The organism is Armatimonas sp., assembly GCF_964826245.1.
On sequence record NZ_CBAYMC010000099.1, the window covers coordinates 1 to 14988 of the forward strand.

Here is a 14988-nt window from a genome sequence, read left to right on the forward strand (position 1 = left end):
ACAGATAGTCCCGCGCCGCCTCGATTACTCCCAGTAGTAGCCCCACTCGCCGAAGCGCTCCAGAATGCCACCGTAGGCTTCTCGCTCGTACTTACCATCGGAGCGGTAGACAAAGGTATCGCCAAAACCCCAGTTGGAGGTGTACGTGCGGTTGACGGAGACGGCGAGTGTCCACTTTGCCTCTTCACGCCTGTACTCCCAGCCTTGCGTTGCCATCGGGCCTGGGCTTGGGAAGGTTTTCTTGAGGACTTCTAGCGTCTCAGGAGGCTTTTTGTGCTGCTTTTCATAGGCACGAACTGCGGCGATCACAGGTTGGGCGTTGGCTACCACCTCACGCATACCCGCTTGCCGCTTTTGCTCGTACTGGGCGTGGCGACGTTGTGCGTACACCTGCCAGCTCATTCCGATGCACAGGAAAGCACCGATGCCACCTAGCACGTTGACCCAGAGAGTCGGAATATTGCGCAACATGGTTTATGATACCGCTTTAACCCGCCGGTTAGAGCGGCAGGACTGGAGAGCTAAAGCTACGAAGGGCCACCCTGAGGATACCCGGCCCATAAAATTTGGGATGGCCGGGACGGCCTTTGTAGCGCGGAGCGCTCTCTAGCACCGCCGTTCTAATCGGCGGTGCTGACATCCAGCACGACTTTTCCGCACTGGCCGGAGCGCATCAGCTCCATTCCCTGCTCGAAGTCCGCAAACGGCAGGTGGTGCGTGAGGATCGGCTCGACGTTAATCCGGCCATTGGCCAGCAAGCTCTGCATCGTGGTCCAGGTCTCGTAGAGGCGGCGACCGACGACGCCGTGGATCGTGAGGCCCTTGAAGATAATGTCCTCGGAGACGCGCAGCTCGACGGGGCGCGAGGGGATTCCCATGAGCGAGACGCGGCCACCAGGGCGGGCGAGGCGCATGGCTTGCTGGATGGCAGGCGGCGCACCGCTCATCTCTAAAACGACATCCACACCTTGGCCATCGGTGGCATCCAAGACAGCGGCTTCGAGGTCATCGCCGGGGATCTGGAAGAGATGATCCGCACCGACTTTTGCCGCCAGCTCTAGCCGATAGCGCGACGTGTCTGAGGCAAAGACCACGCCTGCGCCCAGTGCTCGACAGACCGCCACGCCAAAGAGCCCGATGGGACCGCAGCCCAGCACGGCCACGCTACGCCCGGCAAGCTCCCCTTGCATGGCGGCATGAACCGCGTTGCCCAGCGGGTCTTGCAGGCAGGCAATGTGCGGCGGGATGCGCGGGTCGTTCTTGATGACGCTGGCCTCGGGAACGGCGAAGAACTCCCGGAAGCAGCCGTCGGTGTCCACCCCAAAGATCTGCGTGTTGCGGCAGACATGCCCCTGGCCCGTGCGGCACTGGAGGCAGTGGCCACAGATCTTGTGCGACTCGCCGGAGACAAAGTCCCCCACCTTGAGGCTGGTCACGCCCTCGCCCACCTCGACAATAGTGCCCGAGAACTCATGGCCCATGATCACCGGCGGCTTGACGCGACCCGCGGCCCAGGCGTCCCAGCTATAGACATGAAAGTCCGTGCCACAGATGGCAACGGACTGCACTTTGATCAGAACATGACCGAACGGTGCGATCGTGAGGGTAGGGACATCTTGTAGCGTGGCTCCCTCCCCGGCGAGGGACTTGACAATAGCTTTCATACTGTCCTAATTTTACCCGACAGGAGCGGTAGAATAACCTCATTATGGATACACCGCAGTACCGGCATCTTATCGAGACGTTTTTTATGTCGCAGCCCCAGCAGATCACGCAGATTTTCCAGGAGCTTCTCTCGGCGCTGGAGGCTGAGGGCGAGTTTCTGCCCGCCTCACCCATGTCTCAGAACTACGAGACCGCGTCGGTGAATCCGGAGATTCATCTACTGCCGGGGAACCTCAAAGATGCCCGCGATGCGATTTTTCCGTATTTTTGGGGCACCGATAGCTGGTCGTCGCCGCTGCACTTGGAGAACGTGAAAGGTCCCGCCAATAACGCGTCGCTGATCGGGGCGCTGGCGTGTTTGCTGAAAAACCCCAATCTCTGCACCGACACCTACAGCCAGCGCTCCAATGAGCTGGAGGTGAAGGCCGTCACCGCGCTTGCCAACCTGCTCTTTTACCACACCGACGATCCGTGGGGCGTCTTTACGATGGGTGGGACGATCTCCAATCTCTACGGGGCGAAGATCGGGATTGAGAAAGTCTTGCCCGGCGCGATGCACCATGGGCTTCAGGGCGAGCGCATCGCCGGGATTGTCAGCGAGGCCAGCCACTACTCCAATCAGAGCGTCGCGGGCTGGCTCGGGATGGGCACGGCGCAGCTCCACTCGATTCCCACGGATGCAAGCCTTGCCATGCGCCTAGACTTGCTAGAGGAAAAGCTAGAAGAGCTCTACACCGACGGCGTCAAAGTGGCCTACGTGGTCGCGACATTCGGCACCACCGACACGTTCGGCGTGGACGACGTGGCGCAGATTCGGTGCATCACCGAGACACTTGCTCAGAAATACGGCCAGCCACGCCCACAGCTCCACGTGGACGGTGCCGTGGGCGAGGTTTAGAGAGACTGCGTGAGTGACTCCGTAGATGGGAAGACCCCGGAGGCGATGCGGCCTCTAGGGTCTCTCAGAAACGCTCGTATATTTATCATAGTTTCTAGCACAAATACTTGGCAATATCCAAAATCCTATAAAGTTATATAGTCATCACAGCCTAATTCCCAATAGTAACTGCCGGTGGATATTGAACTTGTATTTTCATTTTATTATTTATCGTAATACCAATCTGGAAATTACCATCTCGCTTAGAAATAAAACTTTTTTCAACATTATTAATCAAACTGTTCTGATCTCTAGATAGATCTACTACTTGTTTAAATATTTCATCCGCAAGGTACAGACATAATGCTGATTCACCAATAAAGTTCAGATCGCCTATGTCGATATATTTCCTTTTTATCAATATTTTCTTGTATGATTGCAAGTAATTTTGCGATGTGAATTTAAATGAACGTATTAAAACAGCTCTTAATATTGATGGAGGAAGGATTTTTTCAATATCACTGCTGTTTATACTGCTTCTTGAAACCCTACTTAGGGACATGTTGAGAAATCCATTTCTAGATCCTAGGCGGCACCCCGAAATTTTAGAAATATCTCGAAAGATTAGCCCCCAATCTTGTGGTGAAATCAAATAATATATGACCCTCTTTGATTTTAATGATTCATCAACACTTAGTAGTTCACCACGATTTATCAAATTAGATTTTTCAACCAACTCACTCAGTGGTGATATATCGATATTTAATGCATTATCAATAAATTCCTTGTTCTTAATACTTTCATTTGTATGATCTAATTTCCGATCCACTAAAGGAACGTAGGTTTTAGAATCAATACTAAGAGCGACACTATTTTCACCGTATCGATCTAAATTTTCTAATTTTAAAACTTTACCTTGTTTTATATAACTATCTAATATCCTACATTTATTCATAAGTCCACCGTAAAATGTATGATATATCAGTGAATTTAGTGAGTCTTTTTGTGTATTATTCAATTTTTCAAAAGGGATAAACCCCTTTTCCAAGTCTATAATTTGATCTGAAGTTAATGATTCTTGGAGACGCTTTAGATAAAATGTAGACACTGGCAATCGGTTTGCCTTACCTTGATTGGGACGAACTACATCAAACGATAAAAGATTACTAATAATTGACCGAAGTTCATTCAGTGAAAGTAATGGCAAGTCCATAGGGTTAGCATAGTTTGACTGAAGCACCATAACTCTCCGCGTGCCACGATCAGCTACATACCCTATTTTTTTTAAGTCACCTAGATCAATCTTGCTATTAAATACAGACCTGACCAAGTTCGTATTTAATGTGGCGCAAGAAAATCCATCAAACAGAATTGTCTTGTTAATTTTAGTAGCTAAATAACTGACATTTTCATTTAAATTACGCTCAGTCATACTTTTAAAAATTGCACTCCAAAAAATGTTTTTCTGCCTTCAAACTTCAAAGACATGTTGAAGCATACATCATACTTCAACATGTCTAGATCAGTCAAAATTCAAAGTTCCTTTTTACGCACATCTTCACCTAATCCAAACTAGGGATAAAAACGATATGTATACAGACCATATGCATAACCTGACTGCGTAGCCACGCTTGATTGCCCTCCTGCATTAGCCCCGACGCTGTAGATTACAGAACCTTCTCCGTATCCATCTAGTGCTAGATCATCATTAATATAACCTGTATTGCCAGTACTACCTATTGCTGAGTTACCATTAAAGGAAACTTGAGCATTTGCATTTGAGGTCTGATTCTTTTCCCATTCTTCATACGTTGCTATTGGTATCGATGCTGGAGGTGTTGAACCAGACCAAGAAGCGTCAAGTTCTATTTTTAGATATGCATTTGCAGTAAATGCAGACGATGGTGGCGGAGTTATCTCTCCCAGAGCCTTTGCCTGCAACTTCCAATCGGTACCACTATTGCTACTTGAGTATGCAAGCCATGAATGACCATTTCCAGACCATGCTCCCATCCCATTATCATAGTCAGTTTGCTGTATCAATATTGGTTGGACAACAACTGTAGCATGTGCGGCACTAGAAAGAACCGCTAAGAGGGTGGCTGTGACGCTCAACTTCAACAACGATAACATTACTTCACCTTTTCCTTTTCATTAAGGGACACTATCAAACACGTCGTTTAGTCATTTTATCTCTAGACTACCTTATCTGCAACTAAAGTTTTATTTTTTCTAATAGGCACATTCGAACGCTCGCCTGCCACACCGGACCACTGGGTGCTGTGCTTCTTCAGCGAGTACGATCTGGAGAAAAACCCGCTCATGTTTCCTGCCGAGCTCCTGCCGCTGATCGCCCGCGCCCGAAACTATGCTCACGGGCTTAGAGTGGCCGATAGCATCACCATTGACTTTCATAAGATGGGCTGGGGACACTATCCGGGGAGCGCGTTTCTGGTCAACCAGCGCTCCGACCTGCGCTATCTCTCGCGCAGTGTGGAGCAGACGCCGTATTTCTCCGAGGCCGATGGTCGCCGCGACCCCGCGCTCTTCACGCTGGAGTGCTCCCGCCCCGCGCTGGGTCCCTACACCGTGATGGCCTCGCTCAATGGCATCGGCCTCACTGGCTGGCAGGTCTTGGTCGCTCACGCGCTGGAGCAGGCACAGCGCCTCAAAACCAAGCTCACTTCTCTTGATTATTGCCACGTGCTGAATCAAGACACGATTGGGCCGTCGGTGGCGTGGTGGGTTCTGCCCAAGGGCCGCAACGCCCATGAGATTTTCTCACGGCTGGAGTCCGGCCAGCTCACCGACGAAGAGTTCGCGCGCTACACCGACGAAGTGCGCCGCCTCTACCACAAGCGAGATCACGCAAAAGACCCACGCCTCGATGCGCGCCTCTCGTTTACCACCAGCATCGGCTACCGTCCACACGGGCGCTCGCTTCCCGCCTGGAAAGCCGTCTTCTTCAACCCTCGCACCGGCCCCGAGATCGTCGATAGAGTGATCGCCAGCATCGAGGAGCTGTGACCCTCCTCCCAAACGCCCAGAGGGCAGGGGGAGGAGGGACTATTTCAGCGGATCAGCCACTCCAGCCAGGCGCGTAGTAAACTTACCCCACAAACCGCGTGCTGTAGGCCAGAGGGCTGATCCCCTAGTCCCCCATAGGGACGCAATGTCGTGAGCAGGAGCTTCCCTGCTCCGACTTGTGCCTCGCACACATAGGCGTGCGTCTGGGCGCTACGGGCATCGGCTCGCGTGAGAAGCGGACTCAGTGGCACACCTAGTAGCTGTTGCAGAGCCTCAGGCTCAAAGGCACAGTCCGACGCCAAGCCATACCAGAGAGCGTCCGCAGCCTTCTCACGCTTCTCGTAGGGAAAGCCACCCCAGCTCGGATGGTCGCTGACGAGCCGCACTGCCTCACGAAAAAACGGTAGTTCCATCGCAGGAAGTCCGCCAAAGGCCGAGGGCTGAAGGTAGAGAACGCGCCCTCCATTGCGTGCAAACCCTAGCAGCTCCGGGCTCCAAGCCGTGGCAAGGATAATCCCCGGCCCACCCAGCCCTAGATTCGGGGAGGGGAGCGTCTTCCAGCCGGTTACTTCCTCAAAGCCCACCAGAAGCCTCGTGGGGTCGTAGAGATTCGTGATCGCTCCCGACGACATTGGGACGCGTTTTCCAAATACCCAGAGCGGCCAGGTGTTTTTAGAGAGCGTCTTGCCCGCCACTGTCAGCTCCACGGTGAGAGCTGCCTTCAGGGCTCCCCCGCTTGCGGGGGGCGGAGGGGGGGTAAACTCGATCACACCCAGCTCGTTTACCTCGCCGGTCTCCAGTGGCCCTAGTGTCAGCTCGCCACTCTCGCCCGTGGAGATCTTCCAGCGCAGGACGGCTCCTGGCCCCAGGCTCTTGCCAAAGTGCGAGATGCCCACACGCCGCCGAACCCGCTCGCCGCCCCAGACTCCCACACGATCCGTCCATACCACGCGATCTCCCCCCGCAACGCGCTCCCGCCGCCGGTCAGGCTCGATAAAGAGCACCGTGTCCGCATTGAACTCCCCCAGCTCCAGAGGCTCCTGAAGCCCTGCCAGCGTGTAGCCTGCGGTAAACGGCGAGGCGCGGGCAAGCTCGATGGTGTGCTTTGCCACGAGTGAGGAAGACACACGCAGGTCGGTTAGTAAAGTGGGTTGCCTCGTGCGCCAGCGGGGCGCGAGGGCATCGTAGGTGGGGCGAGTAAAGGGCAGGTCGCAGGAGAGAAGCAGCTCGCTAAAATCGGCAAGCTCTGGCGGAGCATCCAGAACGTCACCATCGAGTTCTGCGGAGCCGGAGCAGTCTCGCACGAGGGGCGAGCCGGTTTGTTTTTTCAGCGCGGCGTAGAGCTGCGCGATAAGCTTGGCATCGCTCCCTCGGCTCTGCGCCCCCCCCACCGTCCAGAGCAGGACTGCCGGATGATCCCCCCTCTGCCGCACGATTCGGGCGTACTCTAAGAGTGTCTGCTTGGTGAAAGCCTCGCTTTTGACAAACGCCCCCAGCGGCAGCTCCACCCAGAGCAGAACCCCGAGGCGAGCAGCAAGCTCAAGGTAGGCGCGGGGCGGAACCCAGCCAGAGAGCGTGATGCCATTGAACCCCAGCGCCTTTGCACGCTTCAGCTCCGCCTCAAAGACCTCAGGGGGAGGATTAGGAGCCCGCGTCTTCTCGTACCCGCCGCTTGAGAGAAGGCCCCGAAAGTAGATCGGCTGCTCATTCAGTAGAATCCGCTCGCCGTCGCGCTGGACTTTCCGGAAGCCCACGGTGCGTGTCTGGCGATCCGAGAGGGTATTGTTGTGCGTTGCCGTGGTTGCTGTGACGGTCAGGGTGTAGCAGTGGGGCGCTTCCGGGCTCCAGAGCAGCGGCCTATTGACCATCAGATTTGCCACGGCCACCACTCCCGATTTAGTTGCCTCTGCCTGCGCTTGTGCCACGGTCTTGCCCTCAGGATCGGTGAGCAAAAACGTGACCAGTGCGCTTGTGCCCGGCGCGAGATCTAGCTCCGCCTCTGCCGCGACGTTTCCCTTGTCATCAGCAGGTGCCCAGAGCTGCGCAATTCTTGCCGGGCCGGTGGTGCGCACGCGAGCCTCCTGCCACGGCCCACCCCAGGGAGCCTCGACGGCCAGTGTCTGGTTTAGCGGAAAACGCGCACTGCCTGGCTTCTCCACGCGAAGTGTCAGCTCGCGCGTGCCTGCGGGAAGCTCCCACGCAAACGCATCCCAGAGCCCCGTGTGCTCTCCGAGCTTCTTGCCATCCGCAAAGCCCTCGCAGTGGTAGGAGACCGCATCGAACTCAGCAAATACCCTCCTCCCAGGCTTGGGAGGAGGGCCAGGGAGGAGGGTTCGGTACCAAACGGGACCGGAAAATGTGGAGGGGATGCCGTCGTTCTCCCAGCAGCCGGGGACGGTGGCGGGTTTCCAGTCTTTTGCGCCCTCACGGCGTAGCTCCCAGACGTCGGGAGGTGCCTGGTCGGGCTCGACTTCATTCATCGCCCAGACCCCTAGAACTGTTGTCTGCAGAAAGCTACGACGATCCATATGTGCGCACTATAGTCACTCTGATCGTCTCACGCACAGGATTGTTCCTGCGAACGATCCTAATATTTCTCAGGTACCATGAGATCTATGCGACGAGGGATTGTTTTTCTAGCAACGGCGTTGGGACTACTGAGTGGTGCCTGTGCGAAGGCACAAAACCTAAACACGGGCTTTATTTGGTTTGAGGCGGAGAGCCCCAGGGCAACCAACTTCCCGACGCGACACTCGTTTATGCCCGCAAATGAGACAGAGAAAGCGGTGCTCTCCGGCGGAGCATGGATCGGGGTGGAGGGGCCACGGAGCCTGCCGCTGTCTCTGGAGTATGAAGTCACGATTGCAGAAAGCGGCAGCTACGATTTCTACGCCCGCAAGTTCTGGAAGCATGGCCCGTTTCGCTGGCGCTTCGACCAGCAACCCTGGCAGTTTGTCGGCAAAGACCCGGCGCTCCTCGATGACTCTCCGATCCGGCAGTTTGTCGGGGCCAACTGGGTGGGGGCAGGTGAAGTCAGTCTCACGACGGGCAAGCACACGCTCCGCATCGAGCTGACCGAAAACGATGGCGCGGCGGTCTTTGACTGCTTTGTGCTCACGAAAGTCCCGTTCATCCCGCGTGGCAAGAGCAAGCCCGGGGAGAAACTCAATCGGACGGAGCCAGGCTGGTTTGCCTTCGAGCCTGACTTAGATACTTTCCAGCCCACCGCACTGGACCTGCGCAGCCTCAATGAAAAAGTCGCCGGAGAAAACGGCTTTATTGTCCGCAAGGGCGAGAGCTTTGTGCACAGCAAGACTGGCCAGCCCGAGCGTTTCTGGGCAGTAAACGCGGGCGGGGAGCTCACCCGCATGCCACAGGCATCACTGCGCTACCTAGCACGGGACTTGGCGAAAAAGGGCGTGAACCTCGTGCGGATTCATGGGGCGCTCTGGAAAGATAGCAACTTCCGCGAGATTGACCCCGAGAAGCTGGCGGGCCTCCAGCGCTTCGTGGCTGCGCTCAAGAAAGAGGGAATTTATAGCTGCCTCTCGATCTACTTCCCGCTCTGGCTGGACATTCCGACAGGCGACTCGCTGGCGGGCTACACACCGGGTAAGAAGCCTTTCTCCCTGCTCTTCTTCAGCCCCGAGTTTCAAAATATCTACAAGAGCTGGTGGAAGACCATCCTCACGGCTCCCAACCCGAGCGGTGAGCCACTGGGCAAAGACCCCGCGGTGGCGCTGGCGGAGCTCTGCAACGAGGACAGCTATCTCTTCTGGACGTTCAGCTACGACACTATCCCCGCGCCGCAGATGGAGATTTTAGAGAAGCAGTTCGGGCAGTGGCTGGGCAAGAAGTACGGCTCCGTCGAAGCGGCACTCTCTACGTGGAAGCAGCCCGATGCCAAAGACAGGCCCACCGAGAGTCGTGCCGCGTTTCTGCCGATCTGGAACCTAGGAAACCAGCGCGGCCTGCGCTCGCAAGACACAGTCGCGTTTCTCGCGCAGAGCCAGCGGGCGTTCTTTGAGGGCGCCGCAAAATATCTCAAGAGTGAGCTGGGCTTTCAGGCCAGTGTCTACGGCTCGAACTGGGTGACGGGCGAGGCGCGGTTTCTGGGGCCGCTGGACAAGTGGAGCAACACGGGACTAGATGCGATGGACCGCCACGGCTACTTCGGTGGCAAGCACGAGGGGCCACGCGCCAGCTACAGCCTCAGTGTCGGGGATCTGTATGAGGACAAGTCCGCGCTGAAGTCGCCTGAGGAGGGCCTGCCACTCTTTGATCTCAAGTGGAACGGGCTGCCCTCGATGGTCTCGGAGGTGAACTGGCCGATGCCGAATCGCTACCGCGCTGATTTGCCAATTCTTGCCGCGGCCTACGGAGCACTCCAGGGCTCTAGTGCGATCCACTTCTTTGCGCTCTCCGGCCCGAGCTGGAGCCAGCAGCACGGCAAGTTCGACCTGCAAGTCCCGAGCGTCCTGGGCCAGTCCCCCGCCGCCGCGCTGATCTTCCGCAAGGGCTTGGTCAAGACCGGCCCGACGGTTATCGAGGCAAATCTTAAGCAAGCTAATCTCTTTACCCTGCAAGGCGCTCCCGTCAGTGGCCCCGTGAACCTCGATGCCCTCCGCGCTGCCGATCTTCCGAGCGGCCAGACAAAAACGCTAGACACGCTACCCTCGCTCGACCCACTGGCCTACTTGGTGGGGCAGGTGCGGGCCAATATCTCTGAGGCGGGAGCGCCCTCGAAGCTGGGCAGCCTTGCGGGCATTGATCGAAATAAGAAAGTGGCAAAGAGCGCAACGGGCGAGCTAGCCTGGAACTGGGGCAGTGGGCGCGCCGTGATCGCTGCGCCACAGGTCAATGGCCTCCTGGGCTTTCTCGCCGATGCCGGAACCGTCAGCCTGCCCGGCATGACCGTCACGAGCCAGCTCGACTATGGCGCGATCTCGCTAGTAAGCCTGGACGGCCTACCGATCGCCACTTCCAAAAAGCTCCTGCTCCAGGTGATGTCCGAGGACAAGAACTGGGGCTGGAAGAGCGCGCCGGGCGAGAAAAACCTCCAGCGTATCGAGAGCCTCGGTGGTGCTCCGATTCTCGTCAAAGCCATCAACGGCACGGTCAACCTCACCCGCCCCGATGCGGCGAGTATGACTGTGATGGCACTGGATGCGAACGGTTACTCGGTCACGAAAGTGGGGAACGCAAAAACGATCTTACTTCGCCCTGACACGCTCTACTACCTGATTGAGAAATAACATGAACATTTTCTACCGCCGGTTAAAATCGGCGTCTGAGGGCCTTCGGCCACAAAGTCGCTCCACGACTAGCATCATTGAGGGCACGAGGCTCTTAAACGCCGCTTTCAATCGGCGGGAGCTTATCGTGATCGCTCTCAGCCTGATCGTCCTGCCACTCTATGCCCAAGTCACACCGCCCTCAAAATCTCTCTTTGATGGGAAAACACTCACCAACTGGAAGAGCACCCCGTTCGGCGACGAAGGCCCCGTGGCGGTCAAAGACGGCATGATCGTTCTGGCCAAGGGCGATGAGATGACCGGAATCACCTGGACGGGCGACACGGCGACGCTCCCCAAGCTCAACTATGAGATCTCGCTCCAAGCCCAGCGCATCGAGGGCAACGACTTCTTCTGTGGCCTGACCTTTCCCGTCAAAGACGGTCCGTGTAGCTTTATAGTCGGCGGCTGGAACGGCGGGGTCGTCGGGCTCTCCAGCCTCGACGGCAAAGACGCTGCCCGCAATGAAACCGCGCGCTTTATGGCCTTTGAAAACAAGCGCTGGTACAAGATTCGTGTCCGAGTGAGCGAGCGCGGCATCACGGCCTGGATTGACGACAAGCAAGTCGTGGGCGTGGACACCCGAGGCCGTAAGATCGGCATCCGCTCCGAAGTGGAGGCATCACGCCCGCTCGGGATTTCCTGCTACAACACGGTCGCGGGCATCAAGGACATCCAGATCCGCTCCCTCACCCCCGACGAAGCAAAAGCCTCCATCAACCCACCACCTGTGCCTAAACCGAAGTAGCACACACGGAAAAGTAGTTAAACATCTGTAAAGCGCCCCATGCCACGCAGTCGCTTGGCGCGGCGGGTGAGGAGCTCGTCGGTGGTGAGCGGGGTGAGCTCGGCGAGGGCGGTGGTGATGGCTTCTCGGAGGGCTTCAGTGGCGGCGGCGGGGTCGCGGTGGGCGCCGCCGAGCGGCTCCTTGATCACGCCGTCGATCAGGCCCAGCGCGAGCGCATCGTAGGCCGTCACTTTCATCCAGCGGGCGGCTTCAGAGCCCTTGGTGGCATCACGAGCGATAATCGCGGCGCAGCCCTCGGGGGCGATGACGGAGTAGAAGCTATGCTCCAGCATCAGGACACAGTCCGCGACGGCGATTCCCAGGGCGCCGCCCGAGCCGCCCTCACCGATCACGATGGCGATGGTGGGAGTCGGGAGGACGGCCAGCTCACGCAGATTTCGGGCGATAGCCTCAGAGATGCCCCTCTCTTCAGAAGGCACGTTGGGGTCCGCGCCGGGGGTATCCACGAAAGCAATCACGGGCTTGGTGAACTTGCCCGCCAGCTGCATCAGGCGCAGGGCTTTTCGGTAGCCCTCGGGCTTCATGTAGCCAAAGTTGCGTTTTTGTCGCTCTTTTAAGTCGCGGCCTTTTTGTTGCCCGAGAATCATCACACTCTGACCGGACAGGCGTGCAAATCCACCAACCAGTGCGCCATCGTCGCCAAAGAGCCTATCGCCGTGCAGCTCCACAAAGTCCTCACAGAGGGCGTTGATGTAGTCGAGCGCATAGGGCCGCTGGGCGTGGCGCGCCAGCAGGACATTGTCCCAGGGGGTCAGTTTTGCAAAAAAGCGTTCCACGTAGCCATCTCGTTGTGCCCGCAGCTTCTGCACCTCGGTTGAGGCCGTCGTATTGGCCGTCCGCTGTGCGGCTTGCTCCAGCTTGGCTATATTGTCGTCAAGTTCGGCAAGAAACTGCTCAAACTCTTGGATCGTCATATTTTCCAATGGTTTCAGTTCCCCAAAAAGGCGAGCGTCTTTGCCAGCGTCGTTGTTAGATCTTTGCGGGCGATGATTTTATCGAGCTGCCCGTGCTCTTCCATAAACTCCGCCGTGCGGTAGTTGGCAGGCGGCTTCACACTCTGTGCCTGCGCGGCGACTCTCTCGCCCGAGAGCCCGATGGTTGCGCCCGGCTCGGCGTAGATCACGTCCCCCAGGCTGGCGTACGAAGCAACGGCTCCGCCCGTGGAGGGGTTGGTCAGCACAACGATATAGGGCACGCGTGCCTTATCGAGCTGCGCCACAGAGAGGCTGGTCTTGGCCATCTGCATCAGGCTGGTGAGGCCCTCTTGCATGCGTGCGCCCCCCGAGGCGCAGAACGTAATTAACGCGCTTTTTTCGTCGAGGGCTCTATCGGCGGCGCGGGCGAACTTCTCCCCAAAGACGCTGCCCATCGTCCCGGCAAGGCGTCCCCACTCAAAGTCCGAGACGGCGAGCACACACGGCAGGCCGCTGATCGTCGCGACTCCGGTGACCAAGCCATCGGTTCGGGCGTCGTCTTCCGCGCTCTCAGCTCCGGCGAGCTTGTCGCCGTAGCCAGGGAACTGCAGAAAGTCCTCCGCGCGGATCTCACGGCGGCCAAGCTCCACGAAGCTATTTTCATCGACAGTCATGGCGATGCGCTCGTCGGCAGTGAGGCGGTGGTGGTGACCGCACTTGTTGCAGACCTTGAAGTCACGCTCAAAGTCTTTGGTGTAGAGAATCGCCCCGCACTTGGTGCACTTCGTGAAAGCGCCCTCGGGTGCGGCGGTAGGGGCGGGGCGGCGAAACCAGTCCGGCATAAAATTGCTAACCTTGATATAATTCTGGACGCTTATGTCGCTACAAGAACTCAGACGTCAAATAGACACCCTCGATGCCCAGATTCTCGATCTTTTGTCCCAGCGCGCGCATGTCGTGCAGGAAGTTGGTCACTCCAAGACACGCACCCAGACCAAGTTTTTCTCGCCCGAGCGCGAGCGACAGATCTTCGAGCGCCTCGAAGAGGCCAACCATGGCCCACTCCCGCCCACGGCGGTGCGTGCCATCTTCCGCGAGATCCTCTCCGGGATGCGTGCTTTAGAGGCACAGATCCGCGTTGCGCATCTCGGCCCCGCGGGCACTTTTTCCCACCAGGCAGCGCTCGATAAGTTCGGTACGTCCTCCGAACTAAAGGCCGCTGACACTATACCCGATGTTTTCGCCCTCGTCGAACGTGGCGAGGCGGACTACGGGGTCGTGCCGGTGGAGAACAGCACTGAGGGGATCGTTCCCTACACCTTGGACATGTTCCACGAGAAGGGCACACGCCTCAAGATCTGCGCCGAGGTCTATGTCCCCGTGGTGCACAATCTCGCCAGCCAGGCCGAGACACTAGGAGAGATCACCAAGCTCTACGCGCACCCACAGGCCTACGCCCAGAGCCGCAGCTGGATTCGCGACAACCTAGGAACGAGCATCGAGGTCGTAGATGCGACATCGAACTCCAAAGCGGCGCTTCTGGCCGCCGCCGAGCCCACCAGCGCCGCCATCACCACCAGCATCGCCAGTGAGCTCTACAGCATCCCGCTCCTTGCCCAGCACATCGAAGACTCGCCACACAACCGCACGCGCTTCTTGGTGATTGGCGAGAACACGCCCCAGCCCTCGGGCAAGGACAAGACTAGCATCTTTTTCTCCGTGCAGCACCGCGCGGGCTCGCTGATGCGCGCTATGGCCGCCTTCGATGCCCACGATATCAACCTCACCATGATCGAGAGCCGCCCCACCAAGCAGCTCCCGTGGGAGTATGTTTTCTTCATAGACATTCAAGGCCACCACAAAGAGGCGCAAGTCGCTCGTGCCCTGAAACTTCTAGAAGAGCACAGTCTCTTCGTCACCATCCTAGGCTCCTATCCCGAGGCGAACTAGAGCTCTACTGAGATGGCTCAATCACAACCACACCAAGATAAGAGCTTTCCAATAAGTGAAGGCTGGGTCAAGATTGTCAACTACACAACAAAGCCAATGATGATCTTGCTCCAGCCTTCTGAGTTGGGATGTACACTGGAGATTGGGGAGTTCTGTCACGTTCGTCTCTGTGAAGACGAATCATTGTCCGAAATGTGCGCAGGACTCTATATTGCAGCGGGCTCTGCTTATCCCAACAACGATTGTGTGATTGAACTGAGTGCAAATATCTTGTTCAAAAATGGTGTAGAGTTTATTGATATATCGTATCTGCTCAGGTCAAGCAGTAGCGGGACAAATGGGCTCTCCCAAGAAAACCGAAAGTATGCCTTTACGAGTCGAGATGCCCTGCTTACGAAGAGTCGAAAGGTAGCCGCGCAGACGGCAGAAGTCCTCAAGACCCGAGCTAGAGCG

Annotated in this window: 13 protein-coding genes; 6 read left to right on the forward strand and 7 right to left on the reverse strand. The window is 57.0% G+C overall.

Going from position 1 to position 14988, the window contains the following annotated elements:
- Positions 1-24 precede the first annotated feature (24 nt).
- Both AC1XOS_RS11095 and tdh read right to left on the reverse strand, forming a co-directional pair.
- The gene (locus AC1XOS_RS11095) at positions 25-471 is read right to left on the reverse strand and encodes a hypothetical protein (protein WP_481962284.1); all 447 of its coding nucleotides are present in this window, start codon (positions 469-471) and stop codon (positions 25-27) included.
- A 149-nt stretch (positions 472-620) separates the two neighbouring features.
- On the reverse strand, positions 621-1664 hold the full coding sequence (gene tdh / locus AC1XOS_RS11100; RefSeq protein WP_481962285.1) for an L-threonine 3-dehydrogenase: 1044 nt from the start codon (positions 1662-1664) through the stop codon (positions 621-623).
- 44 nt (positions 1665-1708) lie between these two features.
- Between tdh and AC1XOS_RS11105 the strand changes: the two genes are divergently transcribed.
- A complete protein-coding gene (locus AC1XOS_RS11105) occupies positions 1709-2563 on the forward strand; it encodes a pyridoxal-dependent decarboxylase (protein WP_481962286.1) in 855 nt (284 codons plus the stop codon).
- Positions 2564-2714: 151 nt separating this feature from the next.
- On the opposite strand, the gene AC1XOS_RS11110 is transcribed toward AC1XOS_RS11105, so the two are convergent.
- Both AC1XOS_RS11110 and AC1XOS_RS11115 read right to left on the reverse strand, forming a co-directional pair.
- A complete protein-coding gene (locus tag AC1XOS_RS11110; RefSeq protein WP_481962287.1) occupies positions 2715-3974 on the reverse strand; it encodes a hypothetical protein in 1260 nt (419 codons plus the stop codon).
- 140 nt (positions 3975-4114) lie between these two features.
- On the reverse strand, positions 4115-4675 hold the full coding sequence (locus AC1XOS_RS11115; protein WP_481962288.1) for a hypothetical protein: 561 nt from the start codon (positions 4673-4675) through the stop codon (positions 4115-4117).
- Between the two features lie 189 nt (positions 4676-4864).
- Here AC1XOS_RS11115 and AC1XOS_RS11120 point away from each other — a divergent pair, with 189 nt between their 5' ends.
- Positions 4865-5569 carry a hypothetical protein gene (locus AC1XOS_RS11120; RefSeq protein ID WP_481962289.1) on the forward strand — a complete coding sequence of 235 codons (705 nt, stop codon included), beginning with the start codon at positions 4865-4867 and terminating at the stop codon, positions 5567-5569.
- A gap of 44 nt (positions 5570-5613) precedes the next feature.
- Here the strand turns inward: AC1XOS_RS11120 and AC1XOS_RS11125 are convergent, their stop codons facing one another.
- Complete coding sequence (locus AC1XOS_RS11125) at positions 5614-8097, reverse strand: glycoside hydrolase family 2 protein (RefSeq protein ID WP_481962290.1); 2484 nt, start codon at positions 8095-8097, stop codon at positions 5614-5616.
- 87 nt (positions 8098-8184) lie between these two features.
- On the opposite strand from AC1XOS_RS11125, the gene AC1XOS_RS11130 reads away from it, so the two are divergent.
- Both AC1XOS_RS11130 and AC1XOS_RS11135 read left to right on the forward strand, forming a co-directional pair.
- On the forward strand, positions 8185-10824 hold the full coding sequence (locus AC1XOS_RS11130) for a hypothetical protein (RefSeq protein ID WP_481962291.1): 2640 nt from the start codon (positions 8185-8187) through the stop codon (positions 10822-10824).
- Between the two features lies 1 nt (position 10825).
- The gene (locus tag AC1XOS_RS11135) at positions 10826-11611 is read left to right on the forward strand and encodes a 3-keto-disaccharide hydrolase (RefSeq protein ID WP_481962292.1); all 786 of its coding nucleotides are present in this window, start codon (positions 10826-10828) and stop codon (positions 11609-11611) included.
- 17 nt (positions 11612-11628) lie between these two features.
- On the opposite strand, the gene AC1XOS_RS11140 is transcribed toward AC1XOS_RS11135, so the two are convergent.
- Positions 11629-12585 carry an acetyl-CoA carboxylase carboxyltransferase subunit alpha gene (locus AC1XOS_RS11140; protein ID WP_481962293.1) on the reverse strand — a complete coding sequence of 319 codons (957 nt, stop codon included), beginning with the start codon at positions 12583-12585 and terminating at the stop codon, positions 11629-11631.
- Between the two features lie 14 nt (positions 12586-12599).
- The gene (locus AC1XOS_RS11145; RefSeq protein WP_481962294.1) at positions 12600-13427 is read right to left on the reverse strand and encodes an acetyl-CoA carboxylase carboxyltransferase subunit beta; all 828 of its coding nucleotides are present in this window, start codon (positions 13425-13427) and stop codon (positions 12600-12602) included.
- Positions 13428-13461: 34 nt separating this feature from the next.
- Between AC1XOS_RS11145 and pheA the strand changes: the two genes are divergently transcribed.
- The gene (gene pheA, locus AC1XOS_RS11150; RefSeq protein WP_481962295.1) at positions 13462-14535 is read left to right on the forward strand and encodes a prephenate dehydratase; all 1074 of its coding nucleotides are present in this window, start codon (positions 13462-13464) and stop codon (positions 14533-14535) included.
- 12 nt (positions 14536-14547) lie between these two features.
- Positions 14548-14988 (forward strand): hypothetical protein (locus AC1XOS_RS11155; protein ID WP_481962296.1); only part of this gene is annotated, 441 nt, incomplete at its 3' end.